Origin of the sequence: Gaiella sp. (assembly GCF_039915195.1) — a bacterium.
Classification (GTDB): Bacteria; Actinomycetota; Thermoleophilia; order Gaiellales; family Gaiellaceae; genus Gaiella.
Map to the genome: position 1 here is coordinate 1 of NZ_JBDSNT010000070.1, position 17,776 is coordinate 17,776.

The 17,776-nt window shown below is 67.7% G+C and carries 15 protein-coding genes and 1 tRNA gene; 9 read left to right on the top strand and 7 right to left on the bottom strand.

The genetic code is table 11. The features are described from left to right. The coding region (locus tag ABIR74_RS07395; RefSeq protein ID WP_348176609.1) for a Glu/Leu/Phe/Val dehydrogenase dimerization domain-containing protein at window positions 1-434 on the bottom strand (434 nt) is incomplete at its 3' end. A gap of 49 nt (window positions 435-483) precedes the next feature. On the opposite strand from ABIR74_RS07395, the gene ABIR74_RS07400 reads away from it, so the two are divergent. Further along, window positions 484-568, top strand: a tRNA-Leu gene (locus ABIR74_RS07400). A gap of 140 nt (window positions 569-708) precedes the next feature. Here the strand turns inward: ABIR74_RS07400 and ABIR74_RS07405 are convergent. Beyond that, entirely contained in the window at window positions 709-1,407 is a 699-nt protein-coding gene (locus ABIR74_RS07405; RefSeq protein ID WP_348176611.1) for a DUF3105 domain-containing protein, read from the bottom strand. A gap of 69 nt (window positions 1,408-1,476) precedes the next feature. Between ABIR74_RS07405 and ABIR74_RS07410 the strand changes: the two genes are divergently transcribed. The 3 genes from ABIR74_RS07410 (at window position 1,477) to ABIR74_RS07420 (ending at window position 5,295) form a co-directional block, all read left to right on the top strand. After that, entirely contained in the window at window positions 1,477-2,730 is a 1,254-nt protein-coding gene (locus ABIR74_RS07410; protein WP_348176613.1) for a DNA recombination protein RmuC, read from the top strand. Window positions 2,731-2,845: 115 nt separating this feature from the next. Next, window positions 2,846-3,805 carry a thioredoxin-disulfide reductase gene (trxB, locus tag ABIR74_RS07415; RefSeq protein WP_348176615.1) on the top strand — a complete coding sequence of 320 codons (960 nt, stop codon included), beginning with the start codon at window positions 2,846-2,848 and terminating at the stop codon, window positions 3,803-3,805. Window positions 3,806-3,921: 116 nt separating this feature from the next. Beyond that, window positions 3,922-5,295 (top strand): glycosyltransferase family 39 protein, encoded by a 1,374-nt coding sequence (locus ABIR74_RS07420; RefSeq protein ID WP_348176617.1) that lies wholly within the window; start codon window positions 3,922-3,924, stop codon window positions 5,293-5,295. Window positions 5,296-5,319: 24 nt separating this feature from the next. Here ABIR74_RS07420 and nth read toward each other — a convergent pair whose 3' ends face one another. From nth to ABIR74_RS07440, 4 genes are all read right to left on the bottom strand, one after another. Further along, entirely contained in the window at window positions 5,320-6,006 is a 687-nt protein-coding gene (gene nth / locus ABIR74_RS07425) for an endonuclease III (protein WP_348176619.1), read from the bottom strand. Window positions 6,007-6,011: 5 nt separating this feature from the next. Continuing rightward, window positions 6,012-9,425, bottom strand: coding sequence for a UvrD-helicase domain-containing protein (locus tag ABIR74_RS07430; protein WP_348176621.1), 3,414 nt, complete (start codon window positions 9,423-9,425; stop codon window positions 6,012-6,014). Beyond that, entirely contained in the window at window positions 9,422-12,316 is a 2,895-nt protein-coding gene (locus tag ABIR74_RS07435; RefSeq protein ID WP_348176623.1) for a PD-(D/E)XK nuclease family protein, read from the bottom strand. The genes ABIR74_RS07430 and ABIR74_RS07435 overlap by 4 nt, the downstream gene beginning before the upstream one ends. A 115-nt stretch (window positions 12,317-12,431) precedes the next feature. Beyond that, window positions 12,432-12,626 (bottom strand): hypothetical protein, encoded by a 195-nt coding sequence (locus ABIR74_RS07440; RefSeq protein ID WP_348176625.1) that lies wholly within the window; start codon window positions 12,624-12,626, stop codon window positions 12,432-12,434. A 140-nt stretch (window positions 12,627-12,766) separates the two neighbouring features. Here ABIR74_RS07440 and ABIR74_RS07445 point away from each other — a divergent pair, with 140 nt between their 5' ends. After that, window positions 12,767-13,840, top strand: a complete 1,074-nt coding sequence (locus ABIR74_RS07445) for an isocitrate/isopropylmalate family dehydrogenase (protein WP_348176627.1) — start codon at window positions 12,767-12,769, stop codon at window positions 13,838-13,840. Window positions 13,841-13,928: 88 nt separating this feature from the next. Here the strand turns inward: ABIR74_RS07445 and ABIR74_RS07450 are convergent, their stop codons facing one another. Next, entirely contained in the window at window positions 13,929-14,543 is a 615-nt protein-coding gene (locus ABIR74_RS07450; RefSeq protein ID WP_348176629.1) for an HD-GYP domain-containing protein, read from the bottom strand. A 31-nt stretch (window positions 14,544-14,574) separates the two neighbouring features. Here ABIR74_RS07450 and ABIR74_RS07455 point away from each other — a divergent pair, with 31 nt between their 5' ends. From ABIR74_RS07455 to ABIR74_RS07470, 4 genes are read left to right on the top strand one after another with little or no spacing between them, the layout of a single operon-like run. Then, complete coding sequence (locus ABIR74_RS07455; RefSeq protein WP_348176631.1) at window positions 14,575-15,675, top strand: Re/Si-specific NAD(P)(+) transhydrogenase subunit alpha; 1,101 nt, start codon at window positions 14,575-14,577, stop codon at window positions 15,673-15,675. Continuing rightward, on the top strand, window positions 15,639-15,980 hold the full coding sequence (locus ABIR74_RS07460; RefSeq protein WP_348176633.1) for an NAD(P) transhydrogenase subunit alpha: 342 nt from the start codon (window positions 15,639-15,641) through the stop codon (window positions 15,978-15,980). Before ABIR74_RS07455 ends, ABIR74_RS07460 begins: the two co-directional genes overlap by 37 nt. 10 nt (window positions 15,981-15,990) lie before the next feature. Next, window positions 15,991-17,343, top strand: a complete 1,353-nt coding sequence (locus ABIR74_RS07465; RefSeq protein WP_348176637.1) for an NAD(P)(+) transhydrogenase (Re/Si-specific) subunit beta — start codon at window positions 15,991-15,993, stop codon at window positions 17,341-17,343. A 7-nt stretch (window positions 17,344-17,350) separates the two neighbouring features. Further along, entirely contained in the window at window positions 17,351-17,656 is a 306-nt protein-coding gene (locus ABIR74_RS07470) for a pyridoxamine 5'-phosphate oxidase family protein (RefSeq protein WP_348176635.1), read from the top strand. The last annotated feature ends 120 nt before the right edge of the window (window positions 17,657-17,776 follow it).

The window sequence follows — 17,776 nt, forward strand, 5'->3', positions numbered from 1 at the left end:
AGCAGCTCGGAGGTGAAACGGCGCGTGAGCCCCTCCAGCTCGCGGGGCGACATCTGACGCGGGTTGCAGCGCACGCCGCCCTTGGCACCACCGTACGGCAGCCGCAGCAGCGCGCATTTCCACGTCATCCAGACCGCCAGCGCAGCGCACTCACCGAGCGTCACCTCCGGGTCGTAGCGGATGCCGCCCTTGGTCGGGCCGAGCACCGAGGAGTGCTGGACGCGATAGCCCGCGAAGACGACGCGGCGGCCGCTGTCGAGGCGCACCGGGCAGCTGACGATGAACGCGCGTTCCGGGAAGCGGAGGCGCTCGGCCACGTCGGGGTCGATGTTCGCATACGGCACGGCCTGGTCGTACTGGGCGACGGCGGTGCGATAGAGCGGGGTATCCCACTCCAGGGGCTCGTGCAGCTCCTCTTCGTGAATGCTCGCCATGGGGCGGGAGTGTACTCGGATGCGCGGTTACACTCGCCCGAGGAGGACTGCCGGGGTGGCGAAACTGGTCATACGCGCCCGACTTAAAATCGGGTGGCCTTCGGGCCGTCTGGGTTCGAGTCCCAGCCCCGGCATCGTGAGGACTCGTGATCGAGAAGCGTATCGCCACTCCCCAATCTGCACGGTGCTGTCCGCTCCATTTGTGCGCACCGGGCGCGATCCCGAAGAGGCCCGCCTGCGGGTCTCGGGGGAACGAACCTGACCGCAGCGCGTGCTACGAGCCGGGCTGCATCGAGTTCTTCGGGAACCGCTCTGGCCCCTTGAACTGATTCGCCGCGAAGAATGCCGCGTATGCGTCCTCGTCGAAATCGGCACACGTGACGAGGTACGCGGTGCCCTCATCGGGCTTGCCATCCTTCGTCGTCCACGCTCCGAGCGCGATCTTCGAGCCGAGGCTCGGGAGCGGCGCGAGGAGCGTGCCGTTCCGGTGCGCGTCGTAGAACACCTGCAGCTGATCGACCGTCGCCTTGGGAACGTCCTCGCCGTACTGGATGAAGATCCCACCGTGCTCGAGGTTGTGGACGACCTGCGCCTGCAGGAGCGGCTCGGTGAAGGAGCCCCAGATCGCCTGCTGACTGTAGTGCGGGCCGCTCGTCGGGGGCGACGTGTTCCACTTGGACGACGTACCTTCCGGCGTGGCGACGGAGTGATCGTTCGAGGCGATCGAGTTCACGGCCTTCACCGTGCAGCCTGCGCCTTCGAGCTTCTTCGTCGCCTCAGCGGCGCTCGCACCGCCGGTGACACTGCTCCCGTTGCCGAAGAGGACGAAGGAGAGGCCGCCGGCGATCACGACGACTACCGCAGCAATGCCCATCATGATCAGTAGGCGACGGTTGGAATCGCCGCCTGACGCCGGGACCCTCACGGGCGTCTTCTTCTTCTTCGGACCGTGGGGGCGTGGAGTCGGAGGCATGGGGGAATCGTACCCCGAGAGGCGGCCGTCAGGCTCCGTCCGGCGGCAGGACTACCGTTCGTCGACCTGATGACCATCGTCGCACTCCTGATTGGGCTCGTGATCGGCGCCGCCGGCGTCTACTTCATCGCCGTGCGCCGAGCGCTTTCCGACCGCGATCAAGCGGCCATCGAAGCACGCGAGGCGCACCGCGCACTCGCGGAGACACAGGGTGCCCTCGCAGCGGAACGTGGCGCGTTCGATGCGCGCGTCGAAACGGCGATCAAGGCAATCTCGACCGAGGCGCTGCGCGATAACGCAAACACCTTCACCGAGCAGGCAATGGGCCGCCTCGGCGTCTTCGTCGAGCCACTCAAGAAGTCGCTCGAGAAGGTGGAGACCAACGTCAACCTGATGGAGCAGCAGCGCCAACGGGCCTACGGCGAAATCCACAAGGAGCTCGAGATCGTCCGATCGGCCCACGAGGGACTGCGACTGCAGACGGGCAATCTCGTCAGCGCCCTGCGTGGAGACTCTCAGGTACGCGGCCAGTGGGGCGAGATCCAGCTCAAGCGCGTGATCGAGATGGCCGGGATGCTCTCGTACTGCGACTTCGACGAGCAACAGACCGTGTCCGGCGACGACGGTCGCGTCCTGCGACCCGATGTGATCGTGAAGCTGCCCGGCGGCAAGTCGATCGTGATCGACTCCAAGGTCTCACTCGCGGGCTACCTCAGCGCCCACCAGGAAGGGGCAAGCGACGAGGCACGACGTGCCGGCCTCGCCGACCACGCCCGTCAGGTCAGGACGCACATCCAGTCGCTCGGACAGAAGGCGTACTGGCGGCAGCTGCCGGCCACGCCGGAGTTCGTCGTCATGTTCTTGCACGACGAGTCATCGTGGCTCGCCGCTCTCGACGTCGACCCCTCCCTCCACGAGCTCGCTCTGTCGAACAACGTCATTCCGGCGACACCGACGAACCTGATCGGGCTCCTGCGGGCGGTGCACTACGGCTGGCAGCAGGAGACGATCGCCGAAGGGGCGCGGCAGATCAGCGACCTGGGCCGCGAGCTCTACAAGCGGCTCTCTACCATGGGAGCCCATATGTCGAAGCTCGGCCGCACGCTCGACGGAGCGGTCAAGTCCTACAACGAGACGGTCGGGTCGCTCGAACGGCAGGTGCTCCCGCAGGCCAGGCGCTTCGAACAGCTCGGGATCACCGGCATCGAGCCACCCGAGCTCGTGCCGATCGAGCGGCAGACGCGCACGCTGAGCGCGCAGGAACTCGTAGTGGAACTGCCGACACCGCTCGAGGTCCTGTCATCGGACGCGAGCGCAGCCTAGACCCGGCACCCGCCCGATGGAACACGCTGTCCTCGTGCGGCGTTGTCTACGGTAGGACGGAAGCTCACCGACGTAACGCAACACCGCATTCAAGGACTGAGGAGCTATGGACACCATGACCGACGTACGCAACGTGATCATCATCGGGGGCGGGCCGGCCGGGTATACGGCAGCGCTCTACTCCGCACGCGCCAACCTGAGGCCGCTCGTGATCGAGGGTTTCAACTGGGGTGGGCAGTTGATGATCACCTCCGACGTCGAGAACTACCCCGGCTACGCCGACGGCGTCATGGGCCCGACGATGATGCAGGACTTCCGTCGCCAGGCAGAGCGCTTCGGAGCGGAGTTCCTCACCGACGACGTCACGCGCGTCGACTTCTCGGAGCGTCCGTTCAAGGTCTACGTCGGCAAGGACGAATTCGTCGCCGACAGCGTCATCGTTGCGACCGGCGCGAGCGCACGACAGATCGGCCTCGAGTCCGAGCTGCGCCTCCAGGGGCGTGGCGTCTCGTACTGCGCCACCTGTGACGCCTCCTTCTTCCGCGACAAGGTCGTGATGGTCGTCGGCGGTGGCGACTCCGCGCTCGAGGAGGCGACGTTCATCAGCCGATTCGCGAGCAAGGTCTACCTCGTCCATCGGCGTGAGGAGTTCCGGGCCTCGCCGATCATGGTCGACCGTGCCCGCGCAGACGAGAAGATCGAATTCGTGCTCAACAAGACCATCGACGAAGTGATCGGCGACGCGAAGGTAACCGCCGTCAGGCTGCAGGACACGCAGACGGGCGAGTTCAGCGAGATCGAGACCGACGGGTTCTTCGTCGCGATCGGCCACGACCCGAACACGGCGCTCTTCGTCGAGCAACTCGACCACGAGGAGGACAGTGGCTACCTCGTTACGCGCGGTAAGTCGACCGAGACCAACGTGCCCGGAGTGTTTGCCGCGGGCGACGTGCAGGATCACACGTATCGACAGGCCGTCACGGCAGCCGGATCGGGATGCGCCGCTGCGCTCGACGCCGAGCGCTACCTGAGCGACCTCCGTCACGCGGCCTTGACGGCGACCAGCAGCGGCTAGCCGCACCTCGGGCCGACTACGCGTTGTCTCGGGAGAGCAGTTCGGGCACAAGCTCGCCGTCCGGATCTACGAGCCCCGCCCGTAGAGGCAACCGGAGCCGCGTGTAGCCTCGTTTCGTGAACGAGGGCAGCGACGTCACCCGTGCCCCCGTCGAGCGAGCGCGGTGGGCCGTGGCATGGCAGCTTGCGCCACTCGGGGTCGCGGTCGGATCGCTTGCACTCGGAGCGATTGCGCTCGGCAGCCGCGCGATCACGACGGACGAGGCAGCCTCGATCGCGAGGGCCGACGGCCAGCTCGGCGACGTCCTGACGACGATCGTGAACGATGCGCCTGGAGAAGCAGGGAGCCTCCTCGTGCTGCGACTCGCAATGACCGTCGGCAACGACGAGCTCGCCCTTCGTGCGCCGTCGGCGATCGCCGTCGCCCTCGCTGCCGGACTGATGGTCGTTCTCGGCACGATGCTGCTCGGGCGCGTCGGTGGGCTCGTCGCCGGAGTCGCGCTCGCCGCCAACGCCGGCGTCGTCGTAGCCTCCCGCGAGGCTCGGCCCTACGCGCTCGGAATCCTCGGGATCGTCATCGCAACCCTCCTTCTCGTCGAGGCTCTCGAGCGCGGAGGAGGCTGGTGGTGGGTGCTGTACGCGCTCGCGGCCGCGACGCTTCCGCTCTATCACCCGCTCGCCGCCTCCGTCCTCGCGGCCCACGGTGCGGCACTGATCGCGCGACGCGACAGGGCCGACCTCCGAACTGCTGGCATCTCGCTCCTAGCGGGGACGGTGTTCGCCACCGGCCTGCTCATCTGGATGGCCGCCGACCGATTCTCGGCGTCCGCGCCCGAGGATCTCGATCTCACGAGCCTCGGTCGTGAGATCGTCGCGGCGGGCGGCTGGAATCCGGCGCTCGGGGCGGCCGCGGTTGCCGGCATCGTCTTCCTCCTTCGCGATGCACAGTCGGACTCGCCCGGGAGATGGATCGGAGTGCTCGTCTCGGGTCTCATCGCCGCGCCGCCCATCGTCACCCTGCTCACGGCCGTCGGCCTGCCCGTCCACGCGGGTGCCCTCGTTCTCTGCGCTCCCGGCGTGGCGCTCGCCGTGGGTGCCGTGGTGCTTCTCCTCTCCCCCACTCGAGGCCTCGTCGCTGCCGGCCTCGCGATCCTCCTGATCGCGTCCGGCACCACGATCGTCGTGCAACTCCGGCAGCCTGTCAGCGAGGACTGGCGCGCCCTCGCCGCCGCCGTCAAGAGCGTCAAGGGGCCGAACGAGACGGTCATCGTCCTGCCCGGGGGCTCACGCGCTGCTCTCGCGTACTACGCGCCGTACCTCCCCACGCTCCGCTTTGCTCGCGGCGACGGAGTCTGGGTCGCCGTCAGAGCCGAGACAGCGGAGGAGGCGATCGCGGCGTCGCGACCGTCCGTCACCACGCCGCGGTACGCGTTGCTCCGCCAGTTCAAGTACGGCGACGAGCTCAGGCTGCAGCACTGGGTGCGGCCATGAGCACCCCGGGCCTGGGGTGAAACTTCACCCTCGCGCAGTGGACGCTCTCCACGCCGGGCAGAGCTCCGCGAGCACACACTCCTCGCAACGTGGCTTGCGCGCGTCGCAGACACGCCGCCCGTGCCAGATCATGAGGTGCGGAAACCGGTGCCAGTCCGCCTTCGGCACGATCTTGACGAGGTCGCGCTCGATCTTCACGGGATCGTCCTCCCGCGTCAGCCCGAGCCGCTGCGAGATCCTACGCACGTGCGTATCGACGACGATGCCCTGCGCCTCCCCGAGCTCGGCCGCGACGACGTTGGCCGTCTTGCGCGCGACACCCGGGAGACGGAGCAGCTCGGGGATCGTGCGCGGCACCTCGCCGCCAAACTCCTCGAGCAGGACGGTCATCGCACCACGAATCGCCTTCGCCTTCTGCCGGTAGAACCCCGTCTGGAAGACATCCAGCTCGAGCTCCTCGATCGGAACGGCAAGGTAGTCCTCGAGGCGCCTGTACTTGACGAACAGCCTCTCGGTCACCCGGTTGACGTTCACATCGGTCGTCTGAGCCGACAACATCACCGAGATGAGCAGCTCGACGTCACTTCCGAAGTTGAGGGCGATCTCGGCGTCGGAGTGCTCCGCCGCGAGCCGCTCGACGACCAGCCCGATCCGCTCCCGGCGCGTGCCGAGACCGCGGCGACGCGCTTCGGAGACGTAACTCGGAGCCACTCGAGCTACTCCGCCGGGGCGTAGCCGGGCTCGACAGCAGCTTGGGCGAATCCGCCGAGCCGCGGCCCCGCGCAGACGACATCGAGCGCAGGGCAACCCGAGCAGGCAAACGCAGTCGGCGTCGGCTTGAAGCTACCCTCACGAATTCGGGCAATCGACGCAGAAAGCACTCCCTCGAGGCGCTCCGCATCGGCGGTAGTAAAGATCGTCGAGACGACGCCGTCCGGCTCTTCGAGGAAGTGGTACACGACCTCGACCTGTTCCGCTCCCGCGCGGAGGCAGGCGATCGCGTAGACCGTCTGCTGCGTCGAGTACTCGTGCTCGACGATCAGGGCCGGGTCACGACCATGTAGCGCATTCGTCTTGTAGTCCAGGACGAGCGCCTTCGTACCCTCGAGCCAGAGGACATCGAGCCTCCCGTTCACGAGCACGCCGTCGAGCTCGAACGCGAACGGCCGCTCCGGGCGAACGCCCTCGAGGGTTGCAATCCGGGAGGCAAGCGCCGAGCTCGTATATGCGTGCACGAACTCACTCACGCGGGCGACCTCGGCGTCGGTGACTGTCGGGTACCAGGCGCGAACGAGGACCAGGAGCGCTGCTGCGTCGGGCGCTTCGGGCCTTGCGAGGTCGACGAGCTCGAGCAGCCGGTGGACGGCGTCGCCGATCTCGGTCGCGTGGAGCCCTCCCGCGTCTCGTGTGTCGGACTCCCAGGGGACAGGCTTCATCCCGACCACCCGCTCGGCGTAGTAGCGGTACCCGCAACGATCGAAGAGCGAGACGGCGCTGTACGAGAGACGGGAGACGTGCGCAAGCGGCGGCGCCGGGATCTCGACGAGATCGCGAAGCCTCGGAGCCGGAGGGGGAACGTCCTCACCCGCTCCCTCGAAGAGCACGAGCTGGCTCGCCTCGGGAGCGGCAACGTCCGAGTCGGGTGCAGTCACACTCTCGGCCGCGGCGCTCGCGGGGACGTGCCGGTCGATGCGGAGAACGACGCCGGCCGCGCCACGCTCGGCCTCGACGGGCCCGACCGCGTCGGGTCGATCGAGCTCCTCACCGAGCATCAGACGGTCGAGCACCCAGCCGATCGGTGTCCGCTCGTCCCGCTCCTTGGTGCGGTCGACGGAACCGGAGACGATCAGCCGTTCCTCAGCCCGCGTCATCGCGACGTAGTAGAGGCGCAGGCGCTCGGCCTCTTCCTGGTGGTCACGCGCCTCCTTGACGTCCCTGTAAGAGCTCGTCGTGACCCGAGTCCCGGTGTCCGGATGCGCGACCTTGAAGCCGAACCTGCCGTCCGAAAGGCAGAGAATCTCGTCGCTGCTCGTTCGCTCCCTGCCGGCATCTGCGACCACGACGACCTTGAACTCGAGCCCCTTGGCGGCGTGGATCGTGAGCAACCGTACGGCGTCGGCGCCCTCCTCCTCGGAGACCGCGTCACGCTCGGGCGCCCCGGCTGCGTCCTGCTCGCCGACGAAGCGAATGAACCCCTCGAGATCGGGGCCGCGGAGCTCCTCGTACGACCGCGCGAGCCGGGCGAGCTTTCGCAGGTTCGCGTATCGCCGCTGACCGTCGCGCCGTGTCAGAACGGCGAGGTCGTAGTCGTGCTCGACGAGGATGCGCTCGCACAGCAACTCGAGCGACAGGCGGGTCGCGCTCTCGACGAGGCGCTCGTAACGCTGGAGAAACGCCCGCACGAGACGGCGATCGTCCTCTGGCAGGTCCGCGGGGAGCGTGCGCTCGATGCCTTTGAAGATCGGACGTCGCTCCGCCGTCGAGCGGATGAGCACGAGGGCGTCGTTCGACACGCCGACGAACGGCGAAGCGAGGACGGTGAGGAGTGCCTCGTCGTCATAGCGGTTCTGGAGGAGCTTCAGGTACGAGAGGAGGTCGACGACCTGCTGCTGGCCGAAGTAGCGTCGGCCCGTCATCCGGATCGTCGGCAGATCGACCGCACGAAGCTCCTCCTCGAACCACTCGGCGTCTGTCCCAGCGGCAAAGAGGAGCACTATCTCGCCGGGCGTCGCGACGCCCCCGTCGACCAGCTCGCGCACCCGTGTCGCCACGTGTCGCGCCTCCGCGCGCCGCCAGTGCAGGCCGGAGTCCGCGTACGACACCTTGTCGGTGACGAGCAGCTCGACCGGCGTCCCGAAGATGGGGTCGCCGTAGCCGCCCGCCGGCTCGAGGGCCTGGAAGTCGTCTCCGAACTCGCCGGCGAACAGCTCGTTGACGGCCGCTAGAACCTCGGGACGCGATCGGTAGTTGAGAGTGAGCGGTAACACCTGCGGCGCCGCATCGCGCCTCTGGCGGAAGACGGCCACATCGGCGTGCCGGAAGCCGTAGATCGACTGGAACTCGTCGCCGACGAAGAACATCTCCTTCGCGGGGCCGGCACAGACGAGATCGATGAGCTCCGTCTGGAGTCGGTTCGTATCCTGGAACTCGTCGACCATGATCGAGCGGAACCGGAGTTGCTCCAGCTCGCGGATGTCGTCGTTCTCGCGGAGGAGTTGCCAGGCACGAAGCTGGAGATCCTCGAAGTCGAGTGCGGACTCGCGATCCTTCGCTGCGGCGTACGCGCCCGCAAACCCGGTCAGGATCTCCTGCAGGAGCTCGCGGTCGCGGGAGGCGAGCTCCTCGAGAGCGAGCGCGTGCATGGCCGTCCGCGCCTCGTTGAAGGCGGCCGCTCGCGCCCCCCGGGCCGAGGACGTGCCGAGCGCGAGGAGCCGCTCCGGCAGACGCGTCGTCTCGAGGAGGTCGAGGACATCACGCGCACCCGCTGCCTGGAGATCGGTCGCCTGCTCGTCCGCAACGAGTGCTGTCGCCTCGGCAACGAGATCGTCGAGAGCGTCGCTGAGCCCTCCCTCCACCCCGGGCTCGAGGACGAGGTCGAGCGCCGCCGAACGGAGCGTGTCGTAGACGCTCACGAGCATCGAGCGCAACCTGCGTGCACCGTAGGTGGCGAGGAGTTGCCACCGATCGGGCTCGTCGGCAGCGCAGAACTCCTCGAGCGCGGCAGCGAACGCCTCACCCTGGATCACGCGGGCCTGCGCCTCGTCGAGAACACGGAATCGAGGATCGATTCCGGCCGCGAACGGGTACGCGGTGAGGAGCCTTCGGCAGAAGCCGTGGATCGTGGAGATCCAAGCGCCGTCGAGGTCCCGAGCAAGGTCGGGACGATCGAGCTCGCCAAGGCGGGCCCTGATCCGTCCACGAAGCTCGCCGGCGGCCCGATCGGTGTAGGTGATCACGAGCAACGAGTCGACGTCGAGGCCGTCCTCCACCACCGATCGAGCGAAGCGCTCGACGAGCACGGTCGTCTTGCCCGTCCCGGCGCCGGCGGAGACGAACGTCTCGCCGCGCGCGTCGATCGCGGCCTGTTGCTGCTCGTTCGGGATCGTGAGCGGCTTCGCGACGGTGCTCACGGGCGTTCCTTGCGGCATATGCGCCACAGCGTGCACCAGCCCGGGCATTCTCCACCGTGCGGGTCGTGGATCACGTCGCCGACCCGAATACGCTCCGCCAGAGCGACGGCGGTGTCGCGGGCATGGTCGATCTCCGCGTCGAAGTCGGCGCTGTCGAGATAGTCGGCGGAAGCGAATCCGGGCACCTGATCCTCGCCGCCTCGAAGCATTCCGCGGGCGCGGCGACCGCCGCCAACCGGCACGTACACGCCTCCCATGGGCTCGAGGCCGAGCTGATCGCGCACGACGAGCAGGTAGAGAGGGATCTGCAGCCGGGCCTCGTCATGGATCTGCGACGCCGAGGGAGCAGCACCGGACTTGTAGTCGATGATGATCCCGCGGGCGCTGATCGGATCGGAATCGACACGGTCGATCTTCCCGCTCACGGCGACACCGGGCGCAAGCTCGTACGACTTGAACGAGACCTCGAGCTTCCGCGGCACGAAGGTGGAGCTTGCCGCGGCGTCGACACGCACGAGTTGCTCGAGATCGCGCCGCAGCCCCTGGCCGAGCTCCCTGCGCTCGAGACCGCCGACATCGATGCGCAGGCCGGAATCGAGTGCACCGTCGACGCACTCGTGCATGAGCCTCACGGCAGCCTCGACGTTCTCCGGGGTCACCCTCTCGGCGCCCGGAATCGCCGACGGGAGCTGGCTGTAGAAGCGCTGGAGCGCGACATGCGCAATGGAGCCCTTCATCTTCGGCCCGATCACCTGGTCGATCTCGCCGGGACGCAGGTAGCGCTCGACGAACCATGCCGACGAGCACGTCGCCATCCGCTCGAGGTCGGTCACCCGGAACGTGTCGCGGCTCGTCAGCAGGGCAACCGCTCGTGGGTGCGTGATCGTCGTCGGCCGGGAGAACGCGCGCCGCGCCCGTCCGAGCTTGCGCTGCCAGCCGTTCGCGTAGGCGAGAGCATCTGCCTCACGCGGGTCGTCCGCTGCGAGACGGGCGAGCGAGCGGAGCCGCTCACGCTCGGTGGGAGCAGCTTCGATGGGCCACGTCAGGCGCGCCAGAGGGCGTCGCGTCGTCGACCGACGAACATCATCCGGCTCGAAGAGCTCGCATACGGCCTCCCAGAACGGACTTGCCTCCCGCGGCGACCCGTCGTCCGTCGCGGCCTCACGCACGAGGGTCAGAAGCCTGCGCGGTCGCGTGCACGCGGTGTAGAAGAGGTAGCGATCGCGGCTCGCCGTATCCGGTCGCTCGAGACGGGCCCCACGAGCGCCGTCGAGGTCGCGGCGCGTCTCGTCATCGAAGAAGGGAGATGTGGGAGCGCGACGCGGCAGCGAGCCCTGTTCGAGGCCGATTACGAACACCGCCTCGAACGTTCGTGTCCGCGCCCGAGCCAGGTCGAGAACAGCGACGCGCCCCGGGGCGCCTGCGTCGTCGCCGCGAACGGTCGCCCGATCGAGGGCGGTGAGAATGTCGTCGGGAGTGACGGTCGCGCCGGCCCCGGCGAGCTGCCGTAGCTCCTCCAGCACGGCACGCGCTGCATCCGCAGCGCGGAGATCGCGGCGCGCACCCATCGTCGTCGGTGGCATCCCGAGACCGTACGCGTGGCGCAACATCGTCTCGACCGCTGCAGCAGCTGCAGCGAGCGCGCCATCCTCGGCGGCGAGCGCCTCCAGAATCGGCAGCGGACGCCCCGTTCGCAGCTTCGTCATCTCCTCGAGCGTCCGTTCTCCCCTGAGCACTGCACGGCCACGCAGACGGCCCTCGAGAAAGTCGACGTCGGAGCGCCCGAGTCCACCGTACGGTGTCCGGAGAAACGCGAAGAGATCGCGACGCGTGCCGTCGCTCCACACGAACCGAAGCAACGACAGCAGCGACTGTCCGAATGCGGTCGTGCCGAGCCTCGTGCGACCCTCGATCGTAAACGGCACGCCGAGCGTCCCGAACGCGGTCTCGACCGACGCGCGCGACCGTTCGATCGAGGGACAAACGACCGCGATCTCCTCCGGCTCGACGCCATCGCGGACGAGATCGAGAATCGTCTCCGCGAGCAACTCGAGCGTCGCTCTGCGGCCGGCACCCTCGAGGAAGCGGATCGAGCCGTCGAGCGGCACGGGCGAACGTGCGTCCTCGAAGAGGTTGCGCTCGAGATAGGCGATTCCACCGGGGAGATAGGAGTGCGAGCCGGCCGGCATCTCGACGATCTCACCGTTCGCAAGCGCACCGAGGTCGCCTGCAGTTCGCTGCAACGATGCGAACACTGCACGACCGGGCTCGTACGGGAGCGAGACGTGCACCTCGCCTCGACCTGCGAGCGCCTCGAGCAGACGCCATTCGGCGCCCGTGAGGTCCTCGAAGCCGTACGCAAACACGGGGGCTCCGTCCCACGCGCCGAGATCCGTCGTGAGCCGCGCTACGGCTCGCCGACGCACCATGCCGCGATCGTGCACTCCCCGCCGTTCCAGCTCCGCCACATACGCCCGCGCAAGCGACCCGAGATCGCCCCCGAGATCCTCGGGCTCGAGGAGATTGGCCTCGATCTCGGTCAACGCTCCCGCGAGCGAATCGGTGAACCCCGCAAACCGCGACGACGGCCCGAATGCGTCGAGAGTGGAGGCACCAACGAGGTGCCTGACGATCAGACCGCGACCGGCGTCTCCGAGCACTCGGCCCGACAGATCGTTCCCTGCGAGCGCACCGAAGAGCGCGTCGAACGTGCCGACTGTGCCCGCGAGGAGCGCACCACGGCGTCCGGCGAGCTCCCGCTCGACGCGGTCGACATCGACACGATTCGGGACGATCAGCCAGGGGTCACGGTCGAGCGCAGCGATGAAGCGGTCGAGCAGAAGGGCGACCTTGCCCGCATGCGCGGGACCGTAGACGAGCGAGAGACCCATGAGTCCATCGTAGTCGGGGCAATTGCGCCGCCCGTCTTACGCGAAACGCTGCCGGTCGCAAAGAGCGGGGAGCAGAGACGGGGTTGGCGCTCCGTCCGTCGACTCGCCGCACCGACTAGCTGAGGGACTTCGGCTTGCGCCCGCGACGTGCGACCGCGACCCCCGGCATCGTGCCCGCACAACCGTCACAGAGGTCGGCCGCCTTCGCGCCGCGCCGGGCATCGGTGAACGTGACGCGGAGCGTCGCGCCCCGACCCTCCTCCACCTCGACACCGCAGTTGTCACACACGAGTACCGTCTTTCGCGCCATCGGTATTCCTCCTAGTCGACGTAGCCTTTACGCTCCAGGTCTTCGAATTGCCACGAGTATTGACACGTTCTATTTTATCAGTGAATTCACGAGCGAGACAACCGAAACAGCGTCGTGACGAGCGCCACTACACTGGCGCGATGGAGTCCCGCACGATCGTGGTTCTCGAGGGTGACGACACCGGCCAGGAGCTTCTGGAAGCGTCGCTGCGCCTCCTCGACCGCGACGTGATCGGCCTCGACCTCGCGCTGCCACGGTTCGATCTCTCACTCGAGAACCGCCGCGCCACGAGCAACGCGGTCGTTCACGAGGCGGCCATCGCCGTGCGTGAGCACGGGTTCGGGATCAAGGCCGCAACCGTGACCCCCGAGGGGCCGACAGACGTCGGGTCGCCGAATCGCATCCTCCGCGAGGAGATCGGCGGCAAGGTGATCGTCCGAACGGGCAGACGGATACCCGGTGTTGTGCCGCTCGGTGGCGTCCATTCCCCCATCTCGGTCGTGCGCATGGCGGTCGGCGACGCGTACGGCGCCAGGGAGTGGCGCGAGGGCGCGGGAGATGACGAGGTGGCCTTCCGCACCGAGCGCATCGAGCGTGGGATCTGCAAGGCAGTGGCCGAGTTCGCATTCCGCCAGGCGGAGCGCATGGGTGCGAAGGTGTTCGGTGGGCCGAAGTACACGGTCAGCCCCATCTACGAGGGGATGCTGAAGGAGGAGATGGACGCGGCCTCCGCGCGGCACCCGGACGTCGAGTACGAGCCTCAGCTGATCGATGCAACCTTCGCTCTCCTGATCTCGTCGAGCGGCTCCCCGATGGTGATCCCTGCGCTCAATCGCGACGGCGACATTCTCTCCGACCTCGTCCTCCCGCTCTTCGGCTCGATCGCCGGATCGGAGTCGATGCTCGTTGCCTTCGGGGACGACTATGTCCCGTCTGCGCTGATGGCCGAGGCGGCACATGGTACAGCGCCGTCCCTCTTCGGCAAGGACGTCGCAAACCCGATGGCGATGATCCTTGCCTGCGCCGCGCTCCTCGGTCACGCCGAGTACAGCGAGGGGCAGTCTGCGGGTCGGGCGATCCGTGAGGCGTGCCTCGAGGCCGTTGCGGGCGGGGTGCGCACCGCAGATCTCGGTGGCCACGCCGGGACGCTCGAGTTCACGGACGACGTGATCAAGCGGACGAAGTCGAAGCTCGAGGTGTGGGCCTCGCTCTGACTCACCTGCTTCGACCTCGGCGACGACCTCGTCCAACGCGGCGAGATGCGCGTCGATCTTGGTCGACGGGTCATGGTCGCGAGTATCGCTAGACGGCGATCGAGACGAGTCGCTCGGTGCTTTCCGTTCCGATCTCGCCGGAGGCATGCGCCTCCACGAAGATCTGCGCGAGCGCCGGATCGAACTGCGTCCCGGCGCACCGCTCGACCTCGGCTGCCGCCTCGTCGGAGGAGAGTCGCTCGCGGTACGGGCGAAGCGAGGTCATGGCGTCGAACGCGTCCGCGACTGCGAGCAGGCGGCCTTCGACCGGAATCTCGGCTGCCGCGCGACCGGTCGGGTAGCCAGAGCCATCCCAACGCTCGTGGTGGAACAACACATACGCCAGGGCAGGCTCGAACGCAGGGATACCCGCTATCAGCCAGGCCCCCTCGACCGGATGCGCGCGGATCGCCGAGAGCTCGTCCGGATCGAGCCGACCGGGCTTCTGGAGTAGTCCGGGTCGAACGTTCACCTTGCCGACGTCGTGAAGGGTGGCACCGAGCCGGAGCACGCTCAGCTGGCCCTCCGACCAGCCGAGGCGCTGCGCGATCGCTTCCGCGTGGCGGCCGACGCGCGAGGCGTGGCCCTCGAGCGACGGGTCGCAAGCCCGCGTGGCGGCGGTCAATGAGGCGAGACGATGCACGAAGTGTGAGGTTCCTCCCACGCGGCGAAATCCCTTCCCGTAGATTCAAGGTGTGCGAATCGTCGTTCCCCGTGAGGCTGCCGCAGGCGAGGGCCGCGTGGCCCTCGTGCCCGATGCCATCGGCCGCCTGACGCCTGCAGGGTTCGAGGTCGTCGTGGAGCGCGGAGCGGGTGCTGCGGCGGGCTTTCCAGACGAGGACTACGCAGCAGCGGGCGCCACGCTGAGCGAGTCGGCCGGGCTGCTCGACGGAGCCCACGGCGTCGTACGCGTTTCGCGGCCTTCCGCCGAGGAGGTCGCTGCAATGGCTCCGGGAACCGTGCTGATCGGGTTTCTCGCGCCCTTGACCGACCCCGAGGGCATCGAGCACCTTCGTCGCCACGGCGTGGTCGCGTTCGCAATGGAGTCGGTGCCACGGATCACCCGGGCACAGGCGATGGACGCCCTCTCCTCGCAGGCAACCGTCGCCGGGTACAAGGCCGTGCTGATCGCGGCCGATCGCGTCCAGAAGATGTTCCCGCTGCTGATGACAGCTGCGGGAACGATCGCTCCGGCCCGCGTTCTCGTGATGGGGGCCGGCGTTGCAGGGCTGCAGGCGATCGCCACCGCGCGACGGCTCGGCGCCGTCGTCTCTGCCTTCGACGTGCGTCCGGCGGTGAAGGAGCAGGTCGAGTCGCTAGGCGCGAAGTTCCTCGAGCTCGGCGTGCGCGGCGAGGAGACCGAGGGTGGCTACGCGAAGGAGCTGACGCCGGAGCAGCAGGCTGCGCAGCAGGCTGCGCTCGAGGAACGCGTCCCCGAGTTCGACATCGTGATCACGACCGCGCTCGTCCCGGGCCGCCCGGCCCCGAAGCTGATCGCCGCCTCGACGGTCGGGCAGATGCGATCGGGCAGCTGCATCGTCGATCTGGCGGCCGAGGCGGGTGGAAACTGCGAGCTCACGAATCCCGGCCAGGAGATCGTTCGGGACGGCGTCACGATCGTCGGCTTCACGAACCTACCGTCACTGATGGCTGCGGACGCGAGCAGGCTGTACGCGCGCAATGTGAGCGCGTTGCTCCAGCACCTCGCTCCCGAAGGCGAGCTGACGCTCGATTTCGACGACGACATCACCGGCGGCGCGTGCGTGGCCCGCCCGACCGACGAGGTGGCGACATAGAGACGTCCTTCATCCTCGAGCTGACGATTCTCGTGCTCGCGATCTTCCTCGGCATCGAAGTGATCTCGAAGGTGCCGACGATGCTGCACACACCGCTGATGTCCGGCACGAACGCGATCCACGGGATCGTCATCGTCGGCGCGATCCTGATCGCCGGCTCGGCCGACGACACGTTCTCGAAGGTCGTCGGCGTGGTCGCCGTCGTGCTCGCGTCGGCCAATGTCGTCGGTGGCTTCGTGGTCACGGACCGGATGCTGCAGATGTTCAGGAGAAGGGAGCCCCGGCGTGAGTCGAACGACGACTGACGCTCTCTACCTGGTCACGATCGTGACCTTCATCCTCGCGCTCCGCTTCCTGTCGTCACCGAAGCACGCGCGCAAGGGAAACTGGATCGGCGCTGCGGGCATGGCGCTCGCGATCGTCGTCACGCTCTTCCAGGACAGCGTCGGGAACTACGCCCTGATCGGGATCGGCATGGTCGTCGGTGGCGCCGTCGGTCTCGTCGGAGCACGCATGGTGAAGATGACGGCGATGCCGCAGATGGTGGCCCTGTTCAACGGGGTCGGAGGAGGTGCTGCGGCGCTCATCTCGCTGGATGAGTTCCATCGGTTCGCCGGCGATTTCTCGACGGTTGAGGCCACATCGGTTGCGCTCTCGGCGCTCATCGGCGCAATCTCGTTCTCCGGCTCGCTGATCGCCTACGCAAAGCTGCAGGAGCTCATCTCCGGACGGCCGATCGTATTCCGTGGGCAGCAGGTCGTGAACGCGCTCATCATCGGAACCGCGGCGGCGCTCGGCGTCTGGATTGCTACAGGCGGCGACCAGCAAGGCCTGATCTACGGGCTCCTCGCCGCCGCACTCGTCTTCGGCGTGATGTTCGTTCTTCCGATCGGCGGCGCAGACATGCCGGTCGTGATTTCGCTCCTCAACGCCTTTACGGGACTTGCCGCTGCAGCAACCGGTTTCGTGCTCACGAACAACGTCCTGATCGTCGCCGGAGCGCTCGTCGGTGCCTCGGGCACGCTGCTCACGATCCTGATGGGTAAGGCCATGAACCGCTCGATCACGAACGTGCTCTTTGGCGCGTTCGGGCAGGTGCAGACGGGCGCGGGAGCAGACCGCGTCGATGACGGCCGCACCGTGCGCGCGACCTCACCCGAGGATGTCGCCGTGATGCTCTCGTTCGCCCGCAAGGTAATCATCGTGCCCGGCTACGGCCTCGCTGTCGCGCAGGCGCAACACGACGTTCGCCAGCTCGGCGAGCTCCTCGAGGACAAGGGCGTCGATGTCGTCTACGCGATCCATCCCGTCGCCGGCCGCATGCCGGGCCACATGAACGTTCTCCTCGCCGAAGCAAATGTCCCATACGACGTGCTGAAGGAGATGGACGAGGTCAATCCCGAGTTTCCGCAGGCCGACGTCGCGCTCGTGATCGGCGCCAACGACGTCACGAACCCCGCCGCGCGCACGGACACATCGTCACCGATCTACGGAATGCCGATCCTCGACGTCGACAAGGCAGCCGCCGTCGTCGTGATGAAGCGGTCGATGGCCCCCGGCTTCGCGGGCATCGACAACGAGCTCTACCTCGATCCGCGCACGACGATGCTCTTCGGTGATGCGAAGGACTCGATCGTGAAGCTGATCGGCGCCGTCAAGGCGTCGTAGACCCGTCGTGACCGGTTTCATCACCGACGAGGCGGCCCTGCGCGAACTGATCGGCGAACCCGCCGCCATCGTGGTTGCAAAGGTGAGTGACCGGGTCAACGAGCTCATGAGGAGGTTCATCGACCTTTCCCCGTTCATGCTGCTCGCGACCTCGGCACTCGACGGCACCTGTGACGTGAGCCCTCGCGGTGACCCACCGGGCTTCGTGCGCGTGCTCGACGATCGCACGCTCCTCGTCCCCGATCGCCCGGGAAACCGCCTTGCCGATTCCCTACGCAACATCGTCGCGAACACGAACGTCGGCCTCTACTGATGGCTGTCTCCTTCTTCTCGGGCGCCGATGTCGAGCGGGCCGTCTCGCCGCACGAGGCATACGACGCTGTCAAGGAGGCGTTCATCGCCCATGCAAAGGGCGACTGGACGATGCACCCGA

Bases quoted from the DNA above. Each gene is read 5' to 3' on its own strand.
- ABIR74_RS07405 (WP_348176611.1), bottom strand. From the start codon at position 1,407: ATGCCTCCGACTCCACGCCCCCACGGTCCGAAGAAGAAGAAGACGCCC.
- ABIR74_RS07410 (WP_348176613.1), top strand. From the start codon at position 1,477: ATGACCATCGTCGCACTCCTGATTGGGCTCGTGATCGGCGCCGCCGGC.
- ABIR74_RS07440 (WP_348176625.1), bottom strand. From the start codon at position 12,626: ATGGCGCGAAAGACGGTACTCGTGTGTGACAACTGCGGTGTCGAGGTG.
- ABIR74_RS07435 (WP_348176623.1), bottom strand. From the start codon at position 12,316: ATGGGTCTCTCGCTCGTCTACGGTCCCGCGCATGCGGGCAAGGTCGCC.
- trxB (WP_348176615.1), top strand. From the start codon at position 2,846: ATGACCGACGTACGCAACGTGATCATCATCGGGGGCGGGCCGGCCGGG.
- ABIR74_RS07445 (WP_348176627.1), top strand. From the start codon at position 12,767: ATGGAGTCCCGCACGATCGTGGTTCTCGAGGGTGACGACACCGGCCAG.